The sequence below is a fragment of the Collinsella ihumii genome (assembly GCF_900046475.1).
In the GTDB taxonomy this organism is placed as follows: Bacteria; Actinomycetota; Coriobacteriia; order Coriobacteriales; family Coriobacteriaceae; genus Collinsella; species Collinsella ihumii.
This window is the reverse complement of sequence record NZ_FCOU01000006.1, coordinates 31,117-56,624: the sequence shown is the minus strand read 5'-3', so window position 1 is coordinate 56,624 and position 25,508 is coordinate 31,117. Positions and strand designations below refer to the sequence as shown.

Here is a 25,508-nt window from a genome sequence, read left to right as displayed (position 1 = left end):
TGCCAGAACCGGGCGGCCCCGGGGGCGGGAATCCGGCGCTCCACAGGGTCTACACATTCTGAAGTTTTCGCCTTCGGGCTGATCGCCCCTATGCCTCCTAATCGAACTTCAAGTGCGCCATATCCGTTCCCGCATCAAGGAGCTCGTCTCTCATCTCCACCGTCTGCGCCTCCGCATACACGCGCACAAGCGTCTCGGTTCCGCTTGGGCGCAGCAGCAGCCATGATTCATCCTCGAATTCAAGGCGAAGGCCGTCCATATGGCTTACGCGCACCGGCTCCCTTCCAGCCACGCTTCGAGGGTTGATTCCCGGCAGCATGGTCCTCAGTGCCTCGATGTCTTCGTACTGGAGACGCAAGTCCCTCCTCGCATAGCTCGTCGAACCCAGCGCATCCTCAAGCTCTTCGACGAGCTCGGCAAGGGTCTTTCCCGACTTCGCCATGAGCTCGCACAGAAGCAAAGCCATGAGCAGGCCGTCGCGCTCGGGGAAGTGGCTCGGTATTCCGAAGCCGCCGGTCTCCTCGCCTCCGATAAGCACGCCGCCCTTGAGCATCTCCATATATATGTATTTGAAACCTACGGGCTTCACCACATAACGGCAACCGAGCGCGCGGGCAACCCGCCTCGTCAGAAGCGAGGACGCAAGCCCGAGAACCACGCGCCCCGACATGCCGCGGTTCCGCACGAGATGACCGAGTATCAAAGAGAACAGCTTGTGCGCGTTAACGAAGCGACCCTTTTCGTCGACCGCTCCCACGCGATCGGCATCGCCGTCGTTGATGAGGCCGCAGCAAGCGCCCGCTTCCACCACCGCCTGCTCGCAATCATCGACCCACGGCTCGATCGGTTCGGGACGCATGTCCTCCATATCCTCATCGGATACACCATGGATCTCGTCAACTTCAACCCCCAGTGCACCGAGCACGGCGGGCAGATAGCCGCGCGCCGCACCGTACATCGGGTCATACACAATACGAAGATGGGCGTTCGCGATCGCGTCGCCGTCAACGAGCGACACCAGGGCATCAAGGTACGGCGTAGTGAAGTCTACGATGTCGATAGGGCCGCGCAGGTCGGTCGGCTCGGGACCCACCGCCCGCTCGACCTCCGAGACGAATTCCGTTGAGCCGGCGCCCCCGTCGGCGACACGAAACTTGACGCCCAGATAGTCCGCAGGATGATGGGAGCCCGTTATCATGAGGCCTCCGCACGAACGGGCGTCATGGGATATCGTCCACGATAGGGCCGGGGTGGGCGTGTAGCGATCGGATAGCTTTACCACGAGACCGTGGCCGGCGATCACGCGAGCCGCGAGACGGGCGAACTCATCGGCGCCGGGGCGCGTATCGTATCCAACGTATACGATGGCGCCTGGGTGGGACTGCGCCCACAGAGAAGCCGCCGCATCCGCGACGCGAACCACGTTTTCCTCGGTGAACTCGCCGTCGCGGCGAGCCCTCCAACCGTCTGTTCCAAATCGAATCATGGCGCCCATGGTCTCATTGCCCCCGTATGGCGTGCATACTACTCAGCATCTTGACTATACCCAGCCCGAACCGATGCAGACAGCGTTCAAAAGGTCAACAAGTCGGATGCGCGCATCCCGCGCGTCGCGCCGCTATATATCCAGCACGCCGGCAAGCGTGCAGGTCGTCAGCACGCCGGCACCGCAGCACGACCCGACGATGCGGGCCCCATCGGCGCGCCACTGCTCGCAGGCGCGGGCAAATGCCTGGGGATCTTCGTGCCACGTCAGCGACCCGTCTTCTCCGCGATGGGGGTGCCCCGCGTTCGGCCGCACAGAAACGGGCAGGTCCGTCGCGCGCGTCATGCGCGGAACCGCCTGGGTCGCGGCCTCGATCGAGCAGCAGTTGATTCCAACCGAATAGGCGCCGAGCTCCTGGGCCCTCATACAGGCCGCTTCGACATTCAGGCCATCACCCAGCAGGTTCCCCTCGTCGCCGATGGCGAAACTCACCAGCACGGGCATGCCGTCGGCCACATCGGATGTGCCCGCAATCGCAGTCTCCAGATCCCGCAGGGCGGTAAACGTTTCGAGCATGATGCCGTGCGCCCCCGATGCGAGCAGGGCATATGCCTGCCTTCGGTAGGCAGCGCGTGCGCGGCGATGCTCCTCGGAATCCTCTTTGAGCCAAAATATACCGTTCGACCCCATCGAGCCCAAGACGCACGGGGCGCCGGCCCGCTTTGCGCAGTTCACGGCGGCGCTGTTCACGCGCTCGACGGTGTCGGCGATCTCATCGCGCGCCAAAGCCGATTCGTTCGCCTGAAAGGTGTTGGTGAGCATAAGGTCGGCGCCCGCGGCGCGATAGAGCCAGTGCAGGCGGGACACTTCTTGGGGATCGCCAAGATTCCAATAGGCGGCCGGCACATCCTGACCGCCCGGCTGGCTCATCAGCGCCGAGCCCATCGGGCCCTGTATCAACAGCGCGCGCTCGGCAAGCGTCTCGTCGAGCCAGTCTGCGCCCGTGCGATCATACGAGCTCGTATCGAATGGCATCTGCCCGTCCTGGGGCATGTCCGCCTGCCCGTGCCCCGACACGGCTACTCCTCACCAACCGAGATGCCCTGGTTCTCAAGATAATTCAGCCAGCGACGCATCGTGTCCTCAGATAGGGCGTGCTCCATCATGCATGCCTCGGCATCTGCGCGCTCGAACTCGACGCCCAGCTCCTGAACCAAAAACGTACGCAGCAGTCGGTGGCGATACCATACCGCCTGGCCCAGTTCGCGACCGGGTTCGGTCAAGACGACCTTGCCGTAATGCGACTGTTCGACCAGCCCCTGCTCTTTGAGCACGGTCACCGCCTTGTTGACCGAAGCTTTTGAGACGTTGAGCTGCTGGGCGATATCGACCGAACGAATCCCCTCGCCCTGCACACCCTCCTGCTCCAGGCGGACCATGCACTCGAGGTAGTCTTCGTTAGCGACGGTGAGATGCAGCTTGCGCGAAACATCGGTGGTATCCATGGGGCCATCCTCTCGTTGTACATTCAAGTTAGTTTAGCGCATTCGATCGGGAAGCACCGATGAATTGCCTGCGCACTGAGCCGCCCCTCAGCGGAAAGAACGCCGGTGAAGACGGTAGCGGCACGGATGCCCGCCGCATGACCGGCGGGCACTGGATGAATTATCGGTGTTTCCCCAGAGTCGCTGGCGCCGTCGCATCGCGCTAGGGAGACACTGATTACTTGCTTTCGCGGCGAACGCGCTCGCACCAGGCGCCTGCCGCGGGGCGCATGAACAGCGGCTTTTTGGAACAGCCCTGACCGTATGGCCCGTCATGAGAAAAGGGGGATCTTACATGGATCAACCGAACCAGTCCGACGTTCTCGAACGCTTCTTGCGATATGTCCGAGTCACGACGCAATCAAGCGAAGAGCACTGTGATGTCGTGCCGTCCACGGCATGCCAGTTTGACCTGGCAAACCTTCTCGCCGACGAGCTGCGCGGACTCGGAGCCCTCGATGTGGAGGTCAGCGAGCACGCCTATGTCACCGCTCATATCCCGGCGAGCCCGGGGGCCGAAAACGCTCCGCGCCTCGGACTGATCGCGCATCTCGACACCACCGAGGCTGCCCCGGGCGACGGCGTGAACCCCCATGTCGTCCATTACGAGGACGGCGATCTCGTATGCGGCGTCGTCGATGGCAAAGAGGTCTCCATCAACCCCTCCAAGATCCCCGCGCTCGACGAGGTCGCGGGCGAAAACCTCGTGTGCTCCGACGGCACCACGCTTCTGGGCGCGGATGACAAGGCGGGCGTCGCGGAGATCATGGCGCTCGTCGCCCGCATCTCTCAAGACCCCCTGCTCCCCCACCCGCCGCTCGGCATCTGCTTTTGCCCCGACGAGGAGATCGGCCATGGCGCGGAGCTGCTCGATATCCCCGCTTTCGGTTGCGCGTTCGCCTATACCGTCGACGGGGGCCCCATCGGCGAGCTCGAGTACGAATGCTTCAACGCAGCCGATGTCACGGTGAGCTTCGAGGGCTTCTCCATCCACCCGGGGGACGCCAAGAACCGCATGGTCAACGCTTCCAACCTGTTCGTCGAATTCCACACCATGCTCCCCGCAGTCGAACGCCCCGAGCACACCGAGGGGTATGAGGGCTTCATCCATCTTTGCGGCATCAGCGGCACGGTCACGCACGCCACCGCACGCTATATCGTCCGCGATCACGATGCCGAGCGTTTCCAGCAGAAGCTCGACATGATGGAACGCGCCGCGGGCTTCGTCAACGACCGCCTGGGAGAAGAACGCGTCTCCGTCGAGATCAAGCCCCAGTACCGCAACATGGCAGAGGTTGTCGCGGGCTACCCGGAGCTGATCGACCGCGCGCGCAACGCGTTCGAGACGACCGGCGTCCCCTGCCGCATCATTCCCATCCGCGGCGGTACGGACGGCGCCCAGCTCTCGTTCAGGGGGCTTCCCTGCCCGAACCTCGCCACCGGCGCTTACTGCTGTCACGGGGTCAACGAGTTCATCCCCGTCTCCTCGTTGGAGAAGATGGTCGACGTCCTGCAGGCCCTCGTCGCCCAGTTCATCTAGATACGGTCGCGCCCGCGACCGAGCCGGCGGATGCGCGCTCGGCCGCGGGCCATGCCCGAGATAGGAGCATGATGGCACACAAGGCCCCGCGCAACGTGCGCATCGAGTCCCTGCGGCTGTTCGCCATCGTCGCCATCGCGGCGTTTCACACCTTTCAGCCGCTCTTTTCGCAAGCCACCGCCTGGGCGCTTGCGGGAGACGAAGGCGCTCGGAGCGCCGCCGCGGCAGCAGGCGACATCGCCGCCATCGTCGCCGCATCTCCCGTCACCGTGGGGGCACTCGGATTCATCAACCTGTTCGGGGCCTTTGGAAACTGCGTCTTCTTTATGATCTCGGGATACTTCCTGATCCCCCGCTGCGCACAGGCGTCACGAGATGAGGGGTACTGGCGCATCCAGGGCGTGAGTACGCTCAGGAGGGCGGGCGTCATTCTCATCTCGGTCGCCCTCTATGCGCTGCTCGCGCTCGCCATCGGACGGTTCATAACCCCCTTGCCCGGCATATCGCTCCACGAGACAGGATGGCTTTTGGGAGGCCTCGAGTTCATCTGGGTGTACCTCGCCGTCATGGTCGTCTCGCCGCTCGTCGGCTGGGCCTGGGAGCGCTGCCGTGCGCGAACTCCGGCGGCGCTCACCCTTGTGGTTCTCATTTACCTGGTCAACGCCTATATCGCCTTCATCTCTCCGGGAGACGCGGAGCGCGGTCTGCTCGAATGGCGCAAGCTCATGAGCGCGGTCACTTATTTCGCCGCGTTCCTGATCGGAGGGCTGATCGCCCGGCGCGCACTGCACCCGGCAACGAGACGACGCGTCCGCGTTGCGGCCCTCGTCGCCTTCGCAGGCGCGCTGTGCGTCGAGACCGCCCTTTCGGTTGCGGGGCATGTCGACATCCTCGTGGCGACCTCGTTCAAATCGACATCGGCGATATCGTGCGCGCTTGCGGCGATCTCATTAGTCGCCTGCGCCCAGCCAGCCCGCAGCGCCGCATCTCGGCGCGACGCCCTCATCCGTTCGGCGGCCTCATCGATTCTTGGATTCTATATCCTGCAATCCATGCTGTATTCGCTCTGGCGAGGCGGCATGGATCTCCTTCTTGCCGACGCGGCGCGATCGATCGGAGCGCAAGACACCGTTCTGTGTATATGCGCCGTCCTCGGAGCGGGACTCATCGGCAGCCTGCTCGTCGTAGCCGGCTTTCTTGCGATCGACCATGTTGTCCGCAAGCCGTTGCTGCGCGCCCTTCGCCTTGAATAGCCAAGCCGGTCGCGCCATCGATCGGAAATGGGGGCGGCGACCTCGTCGGTCGCCGCCCCCATGCTCTGTCAAGGCTATTCAGCCGTCTCGTCAGAGGATGTAGATGAGCCGTCGTCGGATTCGCTGCTACTGGAAGACGAGCTCGTCTCGGCCGTGCCGTACGCCCAGTCGTCGGAGGAGTTGTTCGCCAGATCGCCGATCGTGGCAGACTCACCGCCCGAACCCATGCTCTGGGGGCCCTGCGGGTCTTTGCCCGCATCGACGCGCGCCATCATCTTTTCCAGCTTGTCCTCGTGCACGAACACGTAGCTCTGGCCGTCGATATACGTATCTTCGCCCGCCCACGAGGGAAGGTTCGCCGACCAGATCTCATCGGTGTTCATGCCGCGCATCGCGTTGACCAGCGACAGGATGTCCTGCGGGGAAAGGTCGGTCACGACCATGGAGGACAGCGATTCGATGATTCCGCCGATGTTGGCGATGTTCAGCTCGTTCAGGATCTTGTTCGCGAGCGCCGCGAGCACCTGGCGCTGATGGCGCATGCGCGTGTAGTCGCCGTCGATGTACTGATAGCGAGCGCGCGCGTAGGTGAGCGCCTTGGCGCCGTCCATATGCTGCCATCCGGGCTCAATGGTGATATCGAGATGCTCGGGGTCGTCAACGCCGTCGGTCGCGTTGATATCGATGCCGCCGACCGCATCGATCAGCTGCTGCATGCCCTCGAAATTGATTTCCGCATAATGGGAGATCTCGACGCCGCACAGCTCGTTGACGGCGCGCACCATGCCCTCGGCGCCGTCGTAGGTATGCGCCGCGTTTATCTTCATGGTCTCGCCGTTGTACTCGATCTTGGTGTCACGGGGGATGGAGATGAGGGTCACCTGCTTATCCGGAGCGTCGATACGCGCCAGGATGATCGAGTCGGCTCGATACGATTCCTCACCAGGTCGGCCGTCCGTTCCCAGCAGCAGCATGTAGAACGGCTCCTGGGAGATATTCGTATCGAACAGCAGGTCCGTGAGGCCGGACGTGATGATGCTGCTGTTGTTCAGCCTGCCGGTAATCGTGGAGAACCACATGCCCGCGGCCGTGCCCACGAACGCGAGCAGGGCGACCAGCGTCACCACGACCGCCCGCCGAATCCGCTTGCCCCGACGGCGCTGGCGTGCGCGCTCGGAGTAGCGCCCCACGTTGTCGCGGCTGTAGATTCGGCTCGCCGCCCCCGTGCTGGGGCGCCTCGTTTCCTGTACCGGCTTTTTCTTCATACGGCTACCTGCTTTAGTCGTCGAGAGGATCGGGGACGTTTACGCGCTCCACATGCGCTCCGAAATGCACCAGTTTTTCCACGAAGTGCTCGTAGCCGCGGTCTATGTGGTGGATAGCCGACACCTCGGTTCGGCCGTCGGCGACAAGGCCCGCCACCACCAATGCGGCGCCTCCGCGCAGATCGGGCGAAACCACCTGGGCGCCCGAAAAGCCCGGAACTCCGTGAATCATGGCATGGTGGCTCTCGATGCGGATATCGGCGCCCATGCGGACAAGCTCGGAGGCGAACATGAAGCGGTTCTCGAAGATGTTCTCGGTAATCACCGAGGTCCCCTCGGCAAGGGCGGACAGGACCATGGCCTGCGCCTGCATATCGGTCGGGAATCCCGGGAACGGCAGCGTCTGAATGTCCACGGGCTTGATGCGCTCGGCGCGATGCACGCGCACGCCGCCGCCGAGGCGGTCGATCTGGATGCCCATGAGCTCGAACTTCTTGATGACCATACCGAGATGGTTGGCGTTGAATCCGTTCACCTCGATGCCGTCGTCATCCGCCTGGAGCGCGCCGGCCACGATGAACGTTCCCGCCTCGATTCGGTCGCCGATCACGCGATGGGTGACGGGGTGGAGCTCGTCGACGCCCTCGATCTGGACGACCGGCGAACCGGCTCCCACGATCTTGGCCCCCATCTCGTTCAGCATGTTCGCGAGGTCGACGATCTCGGGCTCGCGGGCGGCGTTGTCGATGACCGTGGTGCCCTTGGCGCGCACCGACGCCATGATGAGGTTCTCGGTCGCGCCGACGCTCGCGAACTCGAGCGTGACCGTCGTGCCGCGCATGCCGCCCGTCGCGTCGGCGTAGATATAGCCGTGATCGGTGTCGAACGTGACGCCGAGCGCCTCCAGGCCCAAGATATGCATGTCGATCTTGCGCGCGCCGAGGTTGCAGCCGCCAGGCATGGCGATCTTGGCACGTCCGCAACGGCCGAGCAGCGGGCCCATGACCGCCGTGGACGCGCGCATCTTGGCCACGAGCTCATAGGGGGCTTCCCATGAGTGAACGTTGGTCGTATCGATAGCCAGGCTGTGCTCGTCGACGACATCGATGGTCGCGCCGAGGCGCTTGAGCACTTTGCCCATCACGTGAACGTCGGAGATGTTCGGCACATTCTCCAAGATGGTCTTACCGGGGGCAAGCAGCGTTGCGGCCATGAGCTTGAGCGCCGAGTTCTTGGCACCCGAGACATGGACGCTCCCGTGGAGCCTATGTCCGCCCTCAACGCGAATGATGTCCAAGCGCGTTCCCTTCAATAGGTATACAAAACATGCCCGGAGGCCAGGCCCCCGGGCATGATGCTTTCCTGACGTATGCTGCAGTATTCCGGCGCGTGAACGCTACGAATCGAGAAGCAGCTTACACCATGCTATTTCATTATAGAGGTAGGCGCGGTGTGCATCGTTCTCCGACAAAACGCTCAACTGGTCTTCAAAACCTTTAATCTTGGCTTGAACCTCATCCGCGTCGACGAGGGCCAGATCTTGAGCGCGATCGGCAAGCACGATGATGACGTCGCCGGCAATCTGAACGTACCCGCCGCTCACGGCGAACGTGCGGTCGACCTGCCCCATCTTCTCGTTGCACACGCGCACGTACCCAGGACCGATGGTGCTGATCTCGCTCGCGTGCAACGGCGCGACGCCCGTCTCGCCATCGGTGGTCGGAAGCGTCACGAACGCCGCCTCCCCATCGTAGGGACATGAATCCGGACACACGATGCGCAGCTCCATAGGCATGGCTTACGCCTCCATCTTCGCGGCGCGCTCGCGCACGTCATCGATGGTGGACGCGTAGCGGAAGGCCTGCTCGGGCAGATCGTCGCACTCGCCGTCGACGATAGCGGCGAACGAGCGGACCGTATCGCCCACGCGCACGTAGACGCCCGGGTTGCCCGTGAACTTCTCCGCCACATGGAAGGACTGGGAGAGGAACTGCTGGATCTTGCGGGCACGGCTGACCGTGAGCTTCTGCTCGTCGGAAAGCTCGTCCATGCCGAGGATCGCGATGATGTCCTGAAGGTCGGAGTACTCCTGCAGGATCTCCTGAACCTTGACGGCAACACGGTAGTGCTCCTCGCCCACAACCGCAGGATCGAGCGCGTCCGACGTGCTCGCCAGCGGGTCGATAGCCGGAAACAGGCCCAAGCTCGAGATGCTACGCGACAGAACGGTCGTGGCGTCGAGGTGCGTGAAGGTGGTCGCCGGCGCGGGGTCGGTCAGGTCGTCTGCGGGGACGTAGACCGCCTGGACGGAGGTGATGGAGCCCGTCTTGGTGGAGGTGATGCGCTCCTGCAGGTCGCCCATCTCGGTGGCGAGTGTCGGCTGGTAGCCCACCGCCGACGGCATGCGGCCGAGCAGGGCCGAGACCTCAGAACCCGCCTGGGAGAAGCGGAAGATGTTGTCGATGAACAGCAGCACGTCCTGGCCGCGATCGCGGAAGTACTCGGCCTCCGTGAGGCCCGCCAGGCCGATGCGCAGACGCGCTCCGGGCGGCTCGTTCATCTGACCGTAGACCAGGCAGGTCTTGTCGATGACGCCCGACTCGTTCATCTCGAGGTACAGGTCGGTGCCCTCGCGGGTGCGCTCACCCACGCCCGTGAAGACGGACGTACCGCCATGCTCCTGGGCCAGATTGTTGATGAGCTCCTGGATGAGCACCGTCTTGCCGACGCCGGCGCCGCCGAACAGGCCGGTCTTGCCGCCGCGGATGTAGGGCTCCAAAAGGTCGACCGCCTTGATGCCGGTCTCGAAGATCTCGGTCTTGGTCGTCAGCTCATCGAAGCTCGGCGCGGGATGGTGGATGGGATAGTAATCCTCCACCTCCGGCATGGGCTTGCCGTCCACGGGCTCACCCATGACGTTCCAGATGCGCCCGAGCGTCTGGTTGCCGACGGGCATCTTCATGGGGGCGCCGGTGTCGACGGCCTCGATGCCGCGCTGCAGGCCGTCCGTGGAGGACATGGCCACGCAGCGGACGACGCCGCCGGGAAGCTGGCTTTCCACCTCGAGGATGGTTTTGATGCGACCGACGGGCGTCTCGGCGTCGACGACCAGGGCGTTGTAGATGCCCGGGACGCCCTGCTTGAACTTGACGTCCACGACCGGGCCGATGATGCGGACGATGCGTCCGACGCCGGCGGTCGTCTCGGTCGGGGCAACGATGGTATCTGCCATTAATATTCCTCCAATGCAGCGGCGCCACCGACGATCTCGTTGATCTCGGTCGTGATGGACGCCTGGCGCACGCGATTGTAGGTGCGCGTGAGCTCGGCGATGATGGCGCTCGCGTTCTCAGTCGCGGAGTGCATGGCCTTGCGGCGCGCACCCTGCTCGGCCGCGGCGGAATCGATCAGCGCCTGGTGGACAACGGTCAGCACGTAGCTCGGTATGAGCCGGGAAAGCACATGGCTAGCACTCGGCGCGTACTCAAACGGCGACGTCAGGCGCTGAGGAGCCTGCGCCTCGTTTGCGCGCGGGCCGCGAGCGGTGTGCAGGACCTCGCTGTCGAGCGGCAGGATGCGCTCTTGGCGAAGAACCTGGTCCACGCGGTTGCGCGCGTGGTAGTAGATGATGTCCACGCGGCCGAACTTGCCGCTCGCAAAGCCGTCGCACACGTAGCTCGCGATTACGCGAGCGCGCTCGAGGGTCGGGTCGTCCGACTCGCCCTCCACCGCCATGACGACATCGTCGTGGTGGCGGAAGTACTCGCATGCCTTGCGCCCGCACGTGATGAGCTCGATGCGCTTGGCGCCGTGGCGGCGGAAGTGGTCCAGGCGCTTTTCGGCCGCGCGCTCGACGGCGACGTTGAAGCCGCCGGCAAGGCCGCGGTCGGAGTTGATGACGATCAGCAAGGCGCAGTCGTAGGTCTTCGGGTTCACCAGCAGAGGCGAGCTCGGGCCGGCGGCGGTGTCGCCGGCCACGGTGAGCATCACGTCGGTGATGGCGGCGCGATAGGCCTCCGACTGCTTCTCGCGATTGAGGGCGCGTCCGATCTTAGCCGTCGAGACCATCTCCATGGTGCGCGTGATCTGCTCGGTGGTGGACACCGAGTTGATGCGCTTCTTTATTTCGCGGAGGTTGGCCATGGGGCTTGAGTCTCCTTACGCATTCCCGTCGCCTGCGCCGGCGCCGTTTTGGGCGCGCGCGGCGATGAACTGGTTCTTGTAATCGGCGATAGCCTGCTCCAGCTTGCCTGCGACCTCGTCAGAGAGCTTGGCGTCGCCGATCTGCGACAGCAGGCCGGAATAGGCGCCGTTCAGATACTTGATGAGCCCGTCGCGGAACGGAAGCACCTCGGTGATGTCCAGGTCGTCCAGGAAGCCCTTGTTGCCGGCGAACAGCGCGCTCACCTGATCGGCCACGGCCATGGGGCGGAAGCGAGGCTGCTTGAGCAGCTCCGTCATGCGCGCGCCGTGCGTGAGCTGATGCTGCGTCGCGGCATCGAGGTCGCTGCCGAACTGGGTGAAGCCCTGAAGCTCCTGGTAGCCGGCCAGATCGAGGCGCAGATTGCCCGCAACCTGCTTCATGGCCTTGGTCTGGGCGTCGCCGCCCACGCGCGACACCGAGATGCCGACGTCGACCGCGGGGCGCTGTCCCTGGAAGAACAGGTCGCTTTGCAGGTAGATCTGGCCGTCGGTGATGGAGATCACGTTGGTGGGGATGTAGGCCGACACGTCGCCGTCCTGCGTCTCGATGAGCGGAAGGGCCGTGAGCGAGCCGCCGCCGTTTTCGTCGGACAGCTTGCAGGCGCGCTCCAGCAGACGGGAGTGCAGGTAGAAGATGTCGCCGGGGTAAGCCTCGCGTCCCGGCGGACGACGAAGCGTCAGAGACATCTGACGGTAGGCGACGGCCTGCTTGGACAGGTCGTCATAGACCACCAGCACGTGGCCGCCCGGATTGGATGCGCTCGCGGGCTCGCCGTTCTCCCCGTTGTACATGAAGAACTCGCCGATGGCGGCACCCGCCATCGGGGCGATGTACTGCATGGGCGCCGAATCGGCGGCGGTTGCCGACACGATGATGGTGTAGTCGAGCGCGCCGTGGTTGGCGAGCGTCTCGCGGATGGTCGCAACCGTGGACGCCTTCTGGCCGATTGCGACGTAGATGCAGACCATGCCCTTGCCGCGCTGGTTGATGATGGCGTCGATGGCGATGGCGGTCTTGCCCGTCTTGCGGTCGCCGATGATCAGCTCGCGCTGACCGCGGCCGACCGGAACCATGGCGTCGATGGCGAGCAGTCCGGTCTGGACGGGCTCGCACACGGGCTTGCGCGCGATGACGCCGGGGGCCTTGAACTCGATGGGACGGCGATGCGTCGCGTTGATGGGGCCGCGGCCGTCGATTGGCTGGCCGAGCGGGTTCACCACGCGGCCGAGCATGCCGCGGCCGACCGGGATGTCCATGACGCGGCCGGTGGTACGGCAGGCGTCGCCCTCCTTGATGAGCTCGACATCGCCGAACAGGACGGCGCCGACCTCGTCGCGGTCGAGGTTCTGGGCCAGGCCGTAGACGGTCTTGCCCGTCGCGCTGCTCGTGAACTCGAGCAGCTCGCCCGCCATGGCGCGCTGAAGACCGGCGACATGCGCGATGCCGTCGCCGACCTCGGCGACCGTGGACACTTCCTGCGTGTCGACAGTGGCGTTGAGATCAAGGAGGCGCTGTTCCAGGACGCGCTCGATGTTCTGGGCGTTAATTGCCTCGGACATGTACGCTAAACCTCCCTCATGTTCGAATTCTGCGTCATGATCTTCCGCGCATTCTCAAGCTGCGTGCGCACAGAGGCGTCGCGGCGCTGGCCGCGCGCGGACAGGATGATGCCGCCGATGATGGTGGGGTCCACATGCTCGATGAGGAACACGCGGGACTCCAGGTCGGATTCGCACTTCTGCGTGATGAGATCACGGAGCTCGTCGTCGAGCGGGATGGCCGTCGTGACGTGAACGCCCACGACATCCTGCTCTTCGTTGACCATCGAGCGGTACAGGTCGAGAACCTCGGGCAGGCGGTCGAGATCGCCTTGCTCCGACATCTTGGCGAGCACCGCCAACACCTCGGGCGAGGCCTCCGACTGCGCGATAAGCGGCGCCAGGTTCTCGTAGACGTGATCTTCTGCCTTGGAGGCCTCCAGCAGCGTGCGCGCATAGGTCTCGAGCCGACGGCTCTCGATGCGGTCGCTACTAGGCATGGAGGCTACCCACTTCCGCTAGGTACTTCTTGATGAGCTCGCGCTGCTTCTCGGGGTCGTCGGCGAGCGCGTCGCCCACGATCTTGCCCGCGACGGCGACGGACACCTTGGCGATGGAGTCCGTGGCGCCCGCGTAGGCGCGCTTCAGCTCGTCGTCAGCACGGTCGTGCGCCTTGGTGATGATGTCCTCGGCCTCGGTATGGGCCTCGGCGACGATGCGGGCGCGCTCCTTCTCGGCGTCACCGCGGGCGGCGAGCACGATATCGGAAGCCTGGCGACGCGCGTCGGCGATGACCTCGTCGGCCTGCTTGCGGACCTCGACGGCATGGGCGCGAGCCTGGTTGGCCTCGTCCATGCTGTCCTCGATGGTCTTCTCGCGCTGCTCGAACATGGCCATAACGCTCGGCCAGGCGAACTTGCACAGAAGCAGCAGGATGATCAGGAAGATCACGAGTGCCGGCACGAACTCCGCAGCCTTGGGGATCAAGATCTCCGCGCCGTTGGACGTCTCCTCGGCGAATGCCATAGAAGGCGCCATGCATGCCGCTGCAGCAAGAATCGCAGACACACGGATGCGATCGAGTTTCATGGCTTCTACTCCCTTAACGACTGGTTGCATTCCCCGACGGGGCGGCTTACTGAACAACCAGCGCAACGACGAAGCCGATGAGCGCCAGCGCCTCAGCGAAGGCGGCGCCCATGATGAAGACGGTGAACGCGCGACCCTGGATCTCGGGCTGACGCGCCATTGCGTTCGCGCAGCCATATGCCGCAAGGCCGATTGCGAGGCCAGCGCCGATAACACCGAGGCCGTAACCGATAACTCCCACAATTCCTCCTTTAGTTGCATGCACTCTTCCGTGCATTCAGGAACTACCTGCTTATATCAAGCGCTTGCGCGCTCGGTACCGAACCTATGGGCCCGACGGGCCCGAAAGACGAAGCGCTACTCCGTCTCCTCCGCCTCCTGGATGTAGACGGCGGTCAGAATGGTGAAGACGTACGCCTGGACAAAGGCGACGAAGATCTCGATGGCGTAGATCACCAGCAAGATGAAGGCGAACAGCACGCCCGGAAGCGCCGCGAGCACGTTGGACGCGGTGACCTCCTGGAGCAGCGGCTGGGCGAACAGCGTGACCATGAGCGCGAAGGAGCCCATGACGATGTGGCCGGCGAACATGTTGCAGAACAGACGGATGGCCAGCGTGATGGGGCGCAGGATGGTCGAGATGACCTCGATGAGCCACACGAGCACGTTGAGCGGGAACATGACGCCCTCGGGAGCCAAGCTCTTGAGGTAGCCGATGGGCCCGTGCGTGCGCACGCCGCAGGCGACGAAGTAGATGAAGACCACCACGGCGAGCGCCGCGGTCGTGGAGATCGTGCCGCTGCCCGGCTTCATGCCCGGGATGACGCCCACGACGTTGTTCGCAAGGATGAAGAAGAACAGCGTGGCCAGAAACGGGAAATGCTTCTTCCAGTTCTTGCCGATGATCTGCTGGCACACGTCGTCTTTGACAAACGAGATGCCCCACTCCATGAGGTTCATGAACACGCCGTGCGGAACGAGCGTGAGCTTCTTCACGAACACGAACATGAGAACAAGCAGCAAAACGGCGGAAACGCACAGCCAAAACGTGTACTGCGTCATGCCCATCATGAGGTCGCCCACGACGGGAATGGAATGGAACTCAGAGACGAGATGGTTGATCTCGCCAGGCAGCTGAGCAAACGCGTCCAAAACTAAACCCTCCTTGAGTACCGCTGCAGCGCGGTCTTATGACCGTCTGAGCGCAAGCGCGCACAACAGCGCAAGCATAGCAAAGTATCCTACTACCATCCCGACCGTAAAGGTCAAGAAACATTTCGGAATCACCATCCATGCAATCCCGCCCGCGACCATGAGGAACCCGAACGAGATGACGATGGACGCCATTCCGCGGCCGATACCGGCGCGCTTCGTTCCATGAAGCACGGGCATGACCGCGCAGAACATGGGCACGACGCCGATAGCGCCCACAAAAGCTCCACCGAAGCCGAATGCGATGTCGCAGCCTGCTGCGAGCGGCATGGCAGCCACGTCCCTTCCGTCTATGATACTGTGCGACAGCATAGCCGACCTACGATGCCGATGACGCAGGGGGCTCAACCAATGGATGGAGCCCGCTTGTCGACGAGCGGCCTTGTTGCATGCGAATCGGGAAGGCCGCACCCTCGCACTTGCCGTCACCGCGCCTATCCATGGCGTCAGGCACGACGGCCCGATGCAAGGGCCGCGTGGCCGGCACCTCCCCTACGGCTACAGGGTCCCGAAGATGCGGTCTCCCGCATCGCCCAGGCCGGGCACGATGTACGCGGCCTCGTTCAGGCCCTCATCGATCGAGCAGGTGTACACCCGCACCTCGTCATCCGCTTCGAGCACGCGCGCCAGCCCCTCGGGCGCCGCGACGATGCACAGGAAGCGGATATCGGTTGCGCCGTGTGCGCGCAGGTACTGCAGCGCGGCCTCGGCAGAACCGCCCGTCGCGAGCATGGGGTCCACGACCAGGCAGGTGCGCTCGGCGGTATCTCGGGGAAGCTTGGCATAGTACTCATGGGGCTCATGCGTCACCTCGTCGCGGTACATCCCCAGATGCCCCACGCGCGCCGCCGGCACCAGATCGAGCACCCCGTCAACCATGCCGAGCCCGGCGCGCAGGATCGGCACGACGGCGAGCTTTCGACCGGCGATGCGCTTCGCGGTCGTCGCGCTAATCGGCGTCTCGATCTCAACATCCTCGAGCGGCAGATCGCGCGTCGCCTCGTAGCACTCAAAATGCGCAAGCTCGCGAACGAGATCCCTGAATTGCTTGGTCCCCGTCCGCTTGTCGCGCAGGATTCCAAGCTTGTGCTGTACCAGCGGGTGGTCGACCACCGCGACACGAGACCGATCAAACTCCACCATCAAACAACCCTCCAGCCGCATTCCGACTCTTTCGTATAGATATATATGTAGGTGCAGGCGATCCGCCGACAAGCGCGCCCCCATGGGACGACGCCCGGTTTGCAAAAAGAGCGCCCCTTGACAGGGCGCTCGGTCGGCGGGGAAACTGGCACCATATGCCCTATACCCGATCTGCCGACGCATAGCCACCGCACCGAAGACGAGAGGGCGCGGCCGGCCCGCATCTCCCCCGCCGTCATGCGCAGGCGCCCGCAACAGGGTGCGCGCCGCGGGGCCGACCGCCGCGGAATGAATTGGTCAGTGTTTCCCAGGGAAACACCGATTGATTGCTTTCGCGGCGGGCGTCTCCGTGGCGAGGCGGATGCAGGCGAAGGCGAGGAAGGCGCAGTGGGGCTGCGCCGACGCAGCCTGAGCCCGCAGGCGCCCGGCACGGGGGCGCCAGGCGCGGAATGAATTAATCGGTGTTTCCCTGATCCAGATCCATGACCTTCGCCACGCGCTGCGCGTGCCGCCCGCCCTCAAAATCAGTGGAGAGGAACACGCGGAGGATCTCCTTGTTGACCTCAGGGTCGGTAAAGCGTCCGGACAGGCAGATGACGTTGCCGTCGTTGTGACGACGGAACAGATCGGCGAAATCGGACGTGACGATCGAGGCGGCGCGGATGCCGGCCACCTTGTCGGCGGCAAGCGCCATGCCGATACCGGTTCCGCACACGAGCACGCCGCGGTCGGCATCGCCGGAGGCCACCGCATGCGCCACCTTCTCCGCATAATCGGGGTAGTCGACCCGGTCGTCTGTGGCGGGGCCCAGGTCCTGGACATCGACGTCGAGCTCTTGGGCCAAAAAGTCGGCGAGCATCTGCTTTTGCTCGAATCCGGCATGGTCGGAAGCGATGGCAACGCGCATGGCTTGTTCCTTTCCAGTCGTCAGGCCTCCTGATATATCAGCATGCGATGGAGGCCGGTATCACTGTATCACGGTTCGCGATCTCGCCACGGCATCGTGCCAGCCCGAAAGGCAATGTGCGATCTCTTCGTCGCTGCCCTGCGGCTCGAAGCGGCGCCCGAGCGCATGGTCGGCGACCAGCTCCTCGCGGTCCTCCCAGTATCCGACAGCCAGACCGGCGAGATACGCCGCCCCGAGCGCCGTCGTCTCCACCGCCTCCGTCTGCACGACCGGAATACCCAGAAGGTCCGCCTGGAACTGCATGATGAACTCGTTGCGCGACGCCGCCCCGTCGACCGAAAGCTCGGAAAGCTTCATGTCCGCGTCGGCCTGCATGGCGCGCAAGACGTCATAGCTCTGGTACGCCATGGACTCGCATGCGGCGCGCACGAGCGTGGAGCGATCGGATGCCGCCGTCAGGCCCGTAATCAGACCGCGCGCCATGGGATCCCACCAAGGGGCGCCCAGGCCGCTGAACGCCGGAACAAGGTAGCAGCCGTCGTTGCTCGACACCGACCGCGCGATATCGGCCGTCTCGCGTGCGCTGGAGATGATCCCGAGCTTGTCGCGAAGCCACTGGATGATGGATCCGGCATGGAAGATCGAGCCCTCGAGCGCGTAGGAGACCGTCCCGCCCTCTGCGATGCCGATGGTCGAGATGAGACCGTTGCTCGAATGCACGACCTCGTTCCCGGTGTTCATGAGCATGAAGCAGCCGGTGCCGTACGTGTTCTTGGTGTCGCCGCGATCGAAGCAGCAATGGCCGAAGAAGGACGCCTGCTGGTCCCCGGCAACGCCGGCGATGGGAGGCATGTGCGTCATGACCTCGCTCGACACATGGCCGAAATCACCCGAGCTCCACCGGACCTCGGGCAGCATCGAGCGCGGCACGCCCATGATCTTCAGCAGCTCGTCGTCCCACTCAAGCGTATGGATGTTGTAGAGCATCGTGCGGCTCGCGTTGGTCATGTCCGTGGCATAGACCAAGCCGTTCGTCAGGTTGTAGATGAGCCAGGTGTCGATCGTACCGAACATGAGCTCGCCGGCCTCGGCGGCCTCGCGCGCACCGCTCACGTTGTCCAGAATCCACTTGATCTTCGTGCCCGAGAAGTACGGGTCGAGCTTGAGGCCGGTCTTCTCGCGCACGACGTCCTCGTACCCCGCGGCGATGAGCTCGTCTACGATGGGGGCCGTGCGGCGGCACTGCCAACCGATCGCGTTGTAGATGGGCTGACCGCTGTCTCGATCCCACACCACGCACGTCTCGCGCTGGTTGGAGATGCCGATCGCCGCGATGCGGTCGGAATGGATGCCGCTTTTGAACTGGACTTCGGCCATCACGGCGATCTGCGAGGCGAGGATCTCCGTGGGATCCTGCTCGACCCATCCGGGATGCGGATACGTCGTCTTGATGGGCTTCGACGCCTGCGCGACGATGCAGTCGTACTCGTCGACGATGATGGCGCGCACCGATGTGGTGCCCGAGTCGAGCGCCATGATATAGCTGGCGCCGGGCAGGGTCCCGACGCGATCGACCAGACCGAGATCGTTAAAAAGGAAAGCCATGGCTAATGCACCTTACGATAGGAAACGGAACAGGAAGCGAGGGCGGACTCGATGTCTGCGGCGGACAAGGCCCCCTGCCGGATGATGTCCAGCTCGCCATCGAGCAGCGACACGATGGTCGACGCATCGTGGCAAACGGTCTCGCCTGCATCGATGGCGGCGTCAACCCCTGCAAGAATGCGAGCCTCCACCTGCGCAAACGATGCCGGCGCGGGAGCTCCGTGCGTATTGGCGCTCGTTACGGCCAGCGGCGAGCCGCATGCGCGGACAAGCGCCTGGACGACAGGAGACGCCGACGCGCGCAGTGCAACCGTGCCGTCCGCAGCCCGCATGAACCGCGGAACGCGATCGGAGGCCTTGACGATCAGGGTCAGGGCGCCGGGCCAAAACGCACGGGCCAGCACGTGGACGCCCTCGGGAACATCTACGCCGAACGCATCGAGATCGCGCTCGCTGGCAACGAGCCAGGGAACGGTCTGGCGGACGTCACGCCGCTTGAGTGTGAAGATGCGGCCGTACCCGGTCGCGGGCGCGGGCGCCTCGTCCCCCGACGACGCATATGCGCCGATCGCCACGCCGATGCCGTAGACGGTCTCCGTAGGCGTCAGGATGAGGCCGCCCGCGGTCAGAACCTGCGCCGCATCGCGGATAGCCAGAGGATGCGGGCCGGAGCCTCCGCCCACCCGATAGATCCGCTGCATGCGACGACCACTCCCTTTGCCTTCGTCCGTTTTGCGTAAACGATTTATCAGCGCGCGGTAAACGCGCCCCGCTGCATTGTCTCACGCCGCGGCCGCAGGGAGCCGGAATCGACTCAACCCAGCAGACAAGCGGGTAATATTCTCGGCAAAGGGCCGAAAGTATGTACGTGATATGTGATTCGGGCCAAGCGATTTTTGCGGCGCGCCCCTACGCGCGGCGGGCGAAGCGCTCGCGAGCCGCAAGCACCGCCGCTTCGGGCACGGCAGCGAGAATGATGCGCGGGCGCCCGGCAAGGTCGCTCACGATCCGCACGTTTTCGAATCCCGCCTGACGGCAGATGTCGGCAGCGGCATCGAGCGCCGTCTCGTGAAGCTCGCATGCGAGCAGGCCGCCCGGACGCACCATGCTCGGCGCGGCATTGACCAGTCGACGGAAGATATCCAAGCCGTCCTCCCCGCCCTCGAGGGCGAGCTCCGGCTCGTATGCGGCCACCTCCTGCGGCAGCTGCTTCATCACCGACGTCGGGATATAGGGCGGATTGGAGACTAAAACATCGAAGGTCCCCCACTCCGTTTGACGGTCGAGCGGAGAGACGAGGTTACCCTCTCGGAAATCAACGACCTCGGCGCCTATGCCGAGCGCATCGCGGTTGCGGCACGCCAGCGCGACGGCGCGAGGCTCTATGTCGGTCGCGATGCAGCGAACGCGCCCGGGACGCTCGGCGGCAAACGACAGCGAGATGCAGCCCGTCCCGCACCCGACCTCGAGAATACGGGCGCAGCGGGGCTCGCTCCCTTTCGCATCGGACTCCCCTTCGGACCCGTCCACGTCATCGTCGGGTCGGTCCTCAGGCAGACCGTCCCCATCCGGTTTTGGGCCGTCATCTTCGGACTCGGCAGCATCCTGACGCGCCTTCTCGGCGGCAGCAGCCTCCTCCGCGCGACGGGCCGCCTCGACCTCAGCGTTCCAAGGCAGCGCGGCCCGCTCTCGGCGCGATGCCCCGTCCGCCTCGCCGAACACATCGCGGTCGATGAACGCGAGGACCTCTTCGACGAGCATCTCGGTCTCGGGACGCGGGATCAAAACGCCCGGCTCGCAGGCGACGTCGATGATCCGGAACTGCGTATCTCCCGTGATGTACTGCAGCGGCTCGCCCTTTGCGCGGCGAACGACCGACCGGTGCATGCGATCGAGTTCTTCGGGCAGCAAAGGTCTATCAAAGCTCATGTAGAGCTGGGTGCGCGACAGCCCGAGAATTGACGAAAGCATCCACTCAGCCGAAACCCGCGGCTTCTCGATACCCTTGCCGCCCAGATATTCGTTCGTCCAGTCGAGGCAACGCTTTACTGTCCAGGTCTCGCTCATGGTTCGCTCCGTCCGTCGGGCCTTCGTTCTCCAGCGATTCTATAGCACGTTCACCCGAGGCGACCGGCAAAACGCCCGATTGCAGCCTTCTGGGCCTTATGGCACACCCAACCTGCACCGCCTTGCATACAACCCGGCTTTTCCTTATCGCCGTCCAACATCGAAGGCCCTCGCGGAACCGGGCCGACTGCCCGTCCAGCCACCTCCACGAACGTGCAAATCGGGGACGTACCTGTTGCGTGCATGCATGCACGCAACAGGTACGTCCCCGATTTGCACGGTGGCCGAAAAAAGGGCCCGGCATCGATGCCGGGCCCGAGGGAAACGCTGGTCTTTTCGCCGCGGCGCTATTCCTGAACGGCGACGGTGAGGTTCTCGCGCACATGGATGCGGCCGTCTGCAAGCAGCTGGACCACATGCGGGTACAGCTCGTGCTCGATCTCGTGGATATGGGCCTCAAGCGTATCGATGTCCCACCCCTCTTCGACCGCAAGCGGTCGCTGGGCGATGATCGGGCCCGCATCGTAGGCGGCGTTCGCAAAGTGAACCGTCACGCCCGTCACCTTGACGCCGCGCTCGTAGGCGTCAGCGATAGCGTGCGCGCCCGTGAAGCTCGGAAGCAGCGCTGGATGCAGGTTCACGACGCGGTTGGGGAACGTCACGAGCAGAGGCGCGTGCACCATGCGCATGTAACCCGCCATGACCACATATTCCACGCCATGCTCCAGCAGCTCATGGGCGATGACCTCGTCGGCGGCAATGGGATCGGCGTAGATCTCCTTGGAGAGCGTGAGCGTCTGGATGCCCGCAGCCTCGGCGCGCTGGAGACCCTTGGCCGAGGGCCGGCTTGCCACGACAAGCTCGATCTTGGCGTTGAGCGACCCGTCGGCGATGCGGTCGATGAGCGCCTGGAGGTTCGTTCCCGAACCGGAGATGAGCACGCCGATCTTCAACGGCTCGAGCGGCTCGCCCGCCGCGCGCGCAGCGGCACGATGAGCCTGGATCTCGTTGCAGTCGGGGAAGTGCGGCGCCTCGTCGGCCGGCTCCAGCTCCTCGATGGCCTTCTTGAGGGCGCGCTTGAGCTCCCCGTCCACGTTGGCGTTGAAGAAGGCGTCGCTCGGAAGCGCCTCGGGCGGCAGGCCGGCCTCCTCGACCAGCCTGCGGTACTCGTCGCTACTGCTCATCCGAATACACCACCTTGCCGGAGCCCGCAACGCACGTGCCGACGCGGAAGGGGTGCTCGCCCATCGCCTCGAGCTTCTCAGCGATGGCGGCCTCGTCCTCAGGGGCGCAGATGATGCACAGGCCCACGCCCATATTGAACGTCTTGCAGGCCTCGTTGGGGGCGAGCTCGGCATGCTCGGAAACGTAAGTGATCACCGGCGGGACGTCCCAGCCCATCGCGGCGCCATCGCGCGTCACCACGGCATCGACGTCGTCGGCGAGCGCGCGGTTGAGGTTCTCGGTGATGCCGCCGCCGGTGATATGGGCGATCGCATGAACCGGGGCACCGGAGCGCAGCAGCTCGAGGATGGGCTTCACGTAGATGCGGGTGGGCGCCAGCAGGGCGTCGGCGAGACTCAGACCGGGTGCGACCTCGATACCCTCAAGCTCGGCCTTCTTGGCCGCGGCCTCGGGCGTGCCCGGCACGATGCCGTCGACACCGATGACCTTGCGCACAAGCGAGTACCCGTTGGAGTGGACACCGGTGGAAGGCAGGCCGAGGATGACGTCGCCGGGACGAACGTTCGCCGGATCGAGCATCTTGGGGCGGTCGACGACGCCCACGGCAAAACCCGCCAGGTCGTAGTCATCCGGGCGCATGACGCCGGGGTGCTCGGCCATCTCGCCGCCCACCAGCGCACAGCCCGCGAGCTTGCAGCCGTCCGCCACGCCGCGCACGATCTTTGCCATGTGCTCGGCCTCGATATGGCCGATGGCGATGTAGTCGAGGAAGAACAGCGGCTCGGCGCCCGAGGCGAGAATGTCGTTCACGCACATGGCGACCAGGTCCTGGCCCACGGTCTCGTGACGATCGAGAATCTGGGCGAGCACGAGCTTGGTGCCCACGCCGTCCGTACCGGAAATGAGGATGGGGTCCTCCATGTCCTTTAGCGCGGACGCGGAGAACAGGCCGCCGAACCCGCCGATGCCGCCGACGACCTCGGGACGGTTGGTCTCGGCCACCATCTGCTTGATCGCATCGACCGCACGACCGCCCTCGGCGGTATCGACGCCCGCATCCTCATACGTCACGTGCTTGGTGTTCTCGCTCATCGGCGATCCTTTCCGGAGAAATCTTCAGATAGCCAAATCATAGCAGGTGCGCCGGGGCAGCACACGCCCGGCGAGCAAGCACCTTGCAGCGCGCATCTCTCAGATTAGCTCTATCTCTCAGGCTATCTCTCAGTTATCTCTCAGATCTGAGAGATAACTGAGAGATAGCCTGAGAGATAGAGCGGGACATGGACCAAAGGTCCCTGAATTCGGCATCACCTCGAGAGCTGCTTTGAAGTGCAAATCGGGGACGTACCTGTTGCGTGCATTTTTGCACGCAACAGGTACGTCCCCGATTTGCACGATATGAGAGATGTGCCCGATCTGAGAGATGGAACGGCACGCAAACCGGGGCTTCGGAATTTGGTATCAACTCACGGGCTTCTTACCGCTCGTGGTGCTCCTCCCAGCTGTGGTCGTGGTCCTTGACGCGCACGACATCGCGCGGGAGCACAGGGTTCTCGCTCAGGTTGCAGGGGTTGTAGCCGGGCATGAACTTGTCGCGCCCGAAACTGTCGGGGATGGCCACGGGGTAGACGCCCGTGAAGCAGGCGGTGCAGTACCCGTGCACCGGGCAGCCCGCGCCGGCTGAGACGCCGGTTTCCGGCAGGCAGGCAAGCAGGCCCTCGACCGACAGGAAGCCGAGCGAGTCGGCGCCGATGAACGCGCAGATCCCCTCAACCGACTTGTTTGCGCTGATGAGCTGCGCCTGGACATCGGTGTCGATGCCGTAGAAGCACGGCCAGACGACCTCGGGAGAGTTGATGCGCACGTGCACCTCGGCCGCGCCGGCCTGGCGCAGCATCTTCACGAGCTGCACCATGGTCGTGCCGCGCACGATGGAGTCGTCGATGACCACGAGGCGCTTGCCGGCGATGTTGTCGCGCAGCGGATTCAGCTTCATGCGCACGCCCATGGCGCGAAGCTCCTGCGTGGGCGCGATGAACGTGCGCGCGACGTAGCGGTTTTTGATGAGGCCCTCGCCGAAGGGTATCCCGCTCTCACGGGCAAAGCCCTCCGCCGGCGGAAGGCCCGAGTCGGGCACGCCGATGACCATGTCGGCATCGACCGGGTTCTCCTGCGCCAGGCGCCGGCCCATGTCGTAGCGGCACGCGTAGACCGACTTGCCGCCCATGATGGAGTCGGGACGGGCGAAATACACCTGCTCGAAGATGCACTCGGCGCTCTCGGCGGCCGCGGGAACGCCCTGTTCGGACACCAAGCCCGCAGCCGAGATGCGCAGGATCTCGCCGGGGCGGATATCGCGCACGTAGCGTGCGCCCACGATATCGAGCGCGCAGGTCTCAGAGGCGACGACCCAGCCGGACGCGGACGCGAGCGCGCCCTCGTCGCCGCTCGCATCGTCTGTCTGGGACGGCAGCGCCGAGACGGCGGAGGGGTCCACCTCGTCCAGGCCCTCGTCGACCAGCTTGCCCAGCACAAGCGGGCGGATGCCGTAGGGGTCGCGGAAGGCGTAGAGCGCCTGCTCGTTGATGAGCGTCATGGCGTACCCGCCGCGCACGAGCTCCATGGTCTTGCGGATGCCTTCGCGCAGATGGTGCGTCCGCTGGGTGAAGTAGCCGATGAGCTTGGCGGCCACCTCGGAATCGGAGTTGGAGAGGAACGGCACACCCAGCTCGATCAGCTGGCGACGCAGCTCGTCGGTGTTGACGAGCGTGCCGTTGTGGGCGAGCGCGATGATCACGTCGTTGATGGTGGACAGATGGGGCTGCGCCGCCTCCCAGCTCTTGGCGCCCGCCGTGCCGTAGCGCACGTGGCCGATGGCGAGCTGGCCGGTCAGCGTCGAGAGGTCCGCATCGGTGAACACCTGGTCGATAAGGCCAAGGTCCTTGCGCACCATCACCGTGCCGCCGTCGCCCACCGCGATGCCTGCGGACTCCTGGCCGCGATGCTGCAGCGCCTTGAGGCCGAAATAGGTGAGGCGCGCCACGTCGCGTTCGGGCGCCCACACGCCAAAGACGCCGCACTCCTCGTGCAGCGCGTCTTCGCGGGCGGATTCGCAAGTTGCCGGGGTATTCGTGATCTGTTGAGCCATGATCGTCCTTTGCGCACACGCGTTCTTGCGTAAAAATACCTGCACATTATGGCACGAACGAACCTGCTCGCAGGCGTATGGAATATGTTGTCGATTGAAATTTACGCATGCGTCCCCGCGTAATGTGCGAAGGGGCGCGAAACCGGTTGCAGAGGCCTCGCACCCCAGCCATGCACATGCGCGAAGCGTATGTTTGTTTTCATCATACCCGACGCCGTCGAAGTTTTTTCGCAGCATGTTCGTACATGATGAAACCCCACAGTTTTTGCATGTCACACGCGGCACGGAGGCGCACAGCGCGAGATGAATTGATCAGTGTTTC

24 protein-coding genes are annotated in these 25,508 nt (G+C 64.3%); 2 read left to right on the top strand and 22 right to left on the bottom strand.

Annotation, left to right across the window (positions count from 1 at the left end):
• Positions 1–97: 97 nt before the first annotated feature.
• From BN3789_RS05100 to BN3789_RS05090, 3 genes are all read right to left on the bottom strand, one after another.
• Positions 98–1,486: a phosphohexomutase domain-containing protein gene (locus BN3789_RS05100; protein WP_229254207.1), complete on the bottom strand. Its 1,389-nt coding sequence runs from the start codon at positions 1,484–1,486 to the stop codon at positions 98–100.
• A 132-nt stretch (positions 1,487–1,618) separates the two neighbouring features.
• Positions 1,619–2,563, bottom strand: a complete 945-nt coding sequence (locus BN3789_RS05095; RefSeq protein ID WP_229254206.1) for a homocysteine S-methyltransferase family protein — start codon at positions 2,561–2,563, stop codon at positions 1,619–1,621.
• Between the two features lie 2 nt (positions 2,564–2,565).
• The gene (locus BN3789_RS05090) at positions 2,566–2,991 is read right to left on the bottom strand and encodes a metal-dependent transcriptional regulator (RefSeq protein ID WP_066831252.1); all 426 of its coding nucleotides are present in this window, start codon (positions 2,989–2,991) and stop codon (positions 2,566–2,568) included.
• 334 nt (positions 2,992–3,325) lie between these two features.
• On the opposite strand from BN3789_RS05090, the gene pepT reads away from it, so the two are divergent.
• Together pepT and BN3789_RS05080 are read left to right on the top strand one after the other, a co-directional pair.
• Complete coding sequence (gene pepT, locus BN3789_RS05085) at positions 3,326–4,570, top strand: peptidase T (protein WP_066831249.1); 1,245 nt, start codon at positions 3,326–3,328, stop codon at positions 4,568–4,570.
• Positions 4,571–4,638: 68 nt separating this feature from the next.
• A complete protein-coding gene (locus BN3789_RS05080; RefSeq protein WP_079989103.1) occupies positions 4,639–5,823 on the top strand; it encodes an acyltransferase family protein in 1,185 nt (394 codons plus the stop codon).
• Between the two features lie 74 nt (positions 5,824–5,897).
• On the opposite strand, the gene BN3789_RS05075 is transcribed toward BN3789_RS05080, so the two are convergent.
• The 19 genes from BN3789_RS05075 to purF all read right to left on the bottom strand — a co-directional run bounded on the left by BN3789_RS05075 (position 5,898) and on the right by purF (position 25,186).
• The gene (locus BN3789_RS05075; RefSeq protein WP_066831242.1) at positions 5,898–7,088 is read right to left on the bottom strand and encodes an LCP family protein; all 1,191 of its coding nucleotides are present in this window, start codon (positions 7,086–7,088) and stop codon (positions 5,898–5,900) included.
• A 13-nt stretch (positions 7,089–7,101) separates the two neighbouring features.
• A complete protein-coding gene (gene murA / locus BN3789_RS05070) occupies positions 7,102–8,385 on the bottom strand; it encodes a UDP-N-acetylglucosamine 1-carboxyvinyltransferase (protein ID WP_066831239.1) in 1,284 nt (427 codons plus the stop codon).
• A gap of 99 nt (positions 8,386–8,484) precedes the next feature.
• Positions 8,485–8,883, bottom strand: coding sequence for an ATP synthase F1 subunit epsilon (gene atpC, locus BN3789_RS05065; protein ID WP_324608426.1), 399 nt, complete (start codon positions 8,881–8,883; stop codon positions 8,485–8,487).
• A gap of 3 nt (positions 8,884–8,886) precedes the next feature.
• On the bottom strand, positions 8,887–10,320 hold the full coding sequence (gene atpD / locus BN3789_RS05060) for a F0F1 ATP synthase subunit beta (RefSeq protein ID WP_066831222.1): 1,434 nt from the start codon (positions 10,318–10,320) through the stop codon (positions 8,887–8,889).
• Positions 10,320–11,231, bottom strand: a complete 912-nt coding sequence (gene atpG, locus BN3789_RS05055; protein ID WP_066831220.1) for an ATP synthase F1 subunit gamma — start codon at positions 11,229–11,231, stop codon at positions 10,320–10,322. Before atpG ends, atpD begins: the two co-directional genes overlap by 1 nt.
• 15 nt (positions 11,232–11,246) lie before the next feature.
• Positions 11,247–12,851 (bottom strand): F0F1 ATP synthase subunit alpha, encoded by a 1,605-nt coding sequence (atpA, locus tag BN3789_RS05050; RefSeq protein WP_066831212.1) that lies wholly within the window; start codon positions 12,849–12,851, stop codon positions 11,247–11,249.
• A 5-nt stretch (positions 12,852–12,856) separates the two neighbouring features.
• Entirely contained in the window at positions 12,857–13,330 is a 474-nt protein-coding gene (locus tag BN3789_RS05045) for a F0F1 ATP synthase subunit delta (RefSeq protein WP_066831206.1), read from the bottom strand.
• Entirely contained in the window at positions 13,323–13,856 is a 534-nt protein-coding gene (gene atpF / locus BN3789_RS05040; protein WP_324608425.1) for a F0F1 ATP synthase subunit B, read from the bottom strand. Before atpF ends, BN3789_RS05045 begins: the two co-directional genes overlap by 8 nt.
• Before the next feature lie 109 nt (positions 13,857–13,965).
• Positions 13,966–14,160: an ATP synthase subunit c family protein gene (locus BN3789_RS05035; protein ID WP_066831200.1), complete on the bottom strand. Its 195-nt coding sequence runs from the start codon at positions 14,158–14,160 to the stop codon at positions 13,966–13,968.
• A gap of 116 nt (positions 14,161–14,276) precedes the next feature.
• On the bottom strand, positions 14,277–15,071 hold the full coding sequence (gene atpB, locus BN3789_RS05030; protein ID WP_066831197.1) for a F0F1 ATP synthase subunit A: 795 nt from the start codon (positions 15,069–15,071) through the stop codon (positions 14,277–14,279).
• Positions 15,072–15,107: 36 nt separating this feature from the next.
• Positions 15,108–15,410, bottom strand: a complete 303-nt coding sequence (locus BN3789_RS05025; protein ID WP_147569566.1) for a hypothetical protein — start codon at positions 15,408–15,410, stop codon at positions 15,108–15,110.
• A 219-nt stretch (positions 15,411–15,629) separates the two neighbouring features.
• On the bottom strand, positions 15,630–16,274 hold the full coding sequence (upp, locus tag BN3789_RS05020; protein ID WP_066831191.1) for a uracil phosphoribosyltransferase: 645 nt from the start codon (positions 16,272–16,274) through the stop codon (positions 15,630–15,632).
• Between the two features lie 454 nt (positions 16,275–16,728).
• Positions 16,729–17,181, bottom strand: a complete 453-nt coding sequence (gene rpiB, locus BN3789_RS05015) for a ribose 5-phosphate isomerase B (RefSeq protein ID WP_066831188.1) — start codon at positions 17,179–17,181, stop codon at positions 16,729–16,731.
• Between the two features lie 60 nt (positions 17,182–17,241).
• Complete coding sequence (gene glpK, locus BN3789_RS05010; RefSeq protein ID WP_079989102.1) at positions 17,242–18,786, bottom strand: glycerol kinase GlpK; 1,545 nt, start codon at positions 18,784–18,786, stop codon at positions 17,242–17,244.
• A 2-nt stretch (positions 18,787–18,788) separates the two neighbouring features.
• Positions 18,789–19,487 (bottom strand): L-threonylcarbamoyladenylate synthase, encoded by a 699-nt coding sequence (locus tag BN3789_RS05005; RefSeq protein WP_066831185.1) that lies wholly within the window; start codon positions 19,485–19,487, stop codon positions 18,789–18,791.
• Between the two features lie 208 nt (positions 19,488–19,695).
• Entirely contained in the window at positions 19,696–20,853 is a 1,158-nt protein-coding gene (locus tag BN3789_RS05000) for a N5-glutamine methyltransferase family protein (RefSeq protein ID WP_066831182.1), read from the bottom strand.
• 347 nt (positions 20,854–21,200) lie between these two features.
• Positions 21,201–21,857: a phosphoribosylglycinamide formyltransferase gene (purN, locus tag BN3789_RS04995; protein ID WP_066831346.1), complete on the bottom strand. Its 657-nt coding sequence runs from the start codon at positions 21,855–21,857 to the stop codon at positions 21,201–21,203.
• A 169-nt stretch (positions 21,858–22,026) separates the two neighbouring features.
• The gene (gene purM, locus BN3789_RS04990) at positions 22,027–23,130 is read right to left on the bottom strand and encodes a phosphoribosylformylglycinamidine cyclo-ligase (protein ID WP_066831179.1); all 1,104 of its coding nucleotides are present in this window, start codon (positions 23,128–23,130) and stop codon (positions 22,027–22,029) included.
• Positions 23,131–23,515: 385 nt separating this feature from the next.
• Positions 23,516–25,186, bottom strand: a complete 1,671-nt coding sequence (gene purF / locus BN3789_RS04985) for an amidophosphoribosyltransferase (RefSeq protein WP_066831176.1) — start codon at positions 25,184–25,186, stop codon at positions 23,516–23,518.
• Positions 25,187–25,508: the final 322 nt, after the last annotated feature.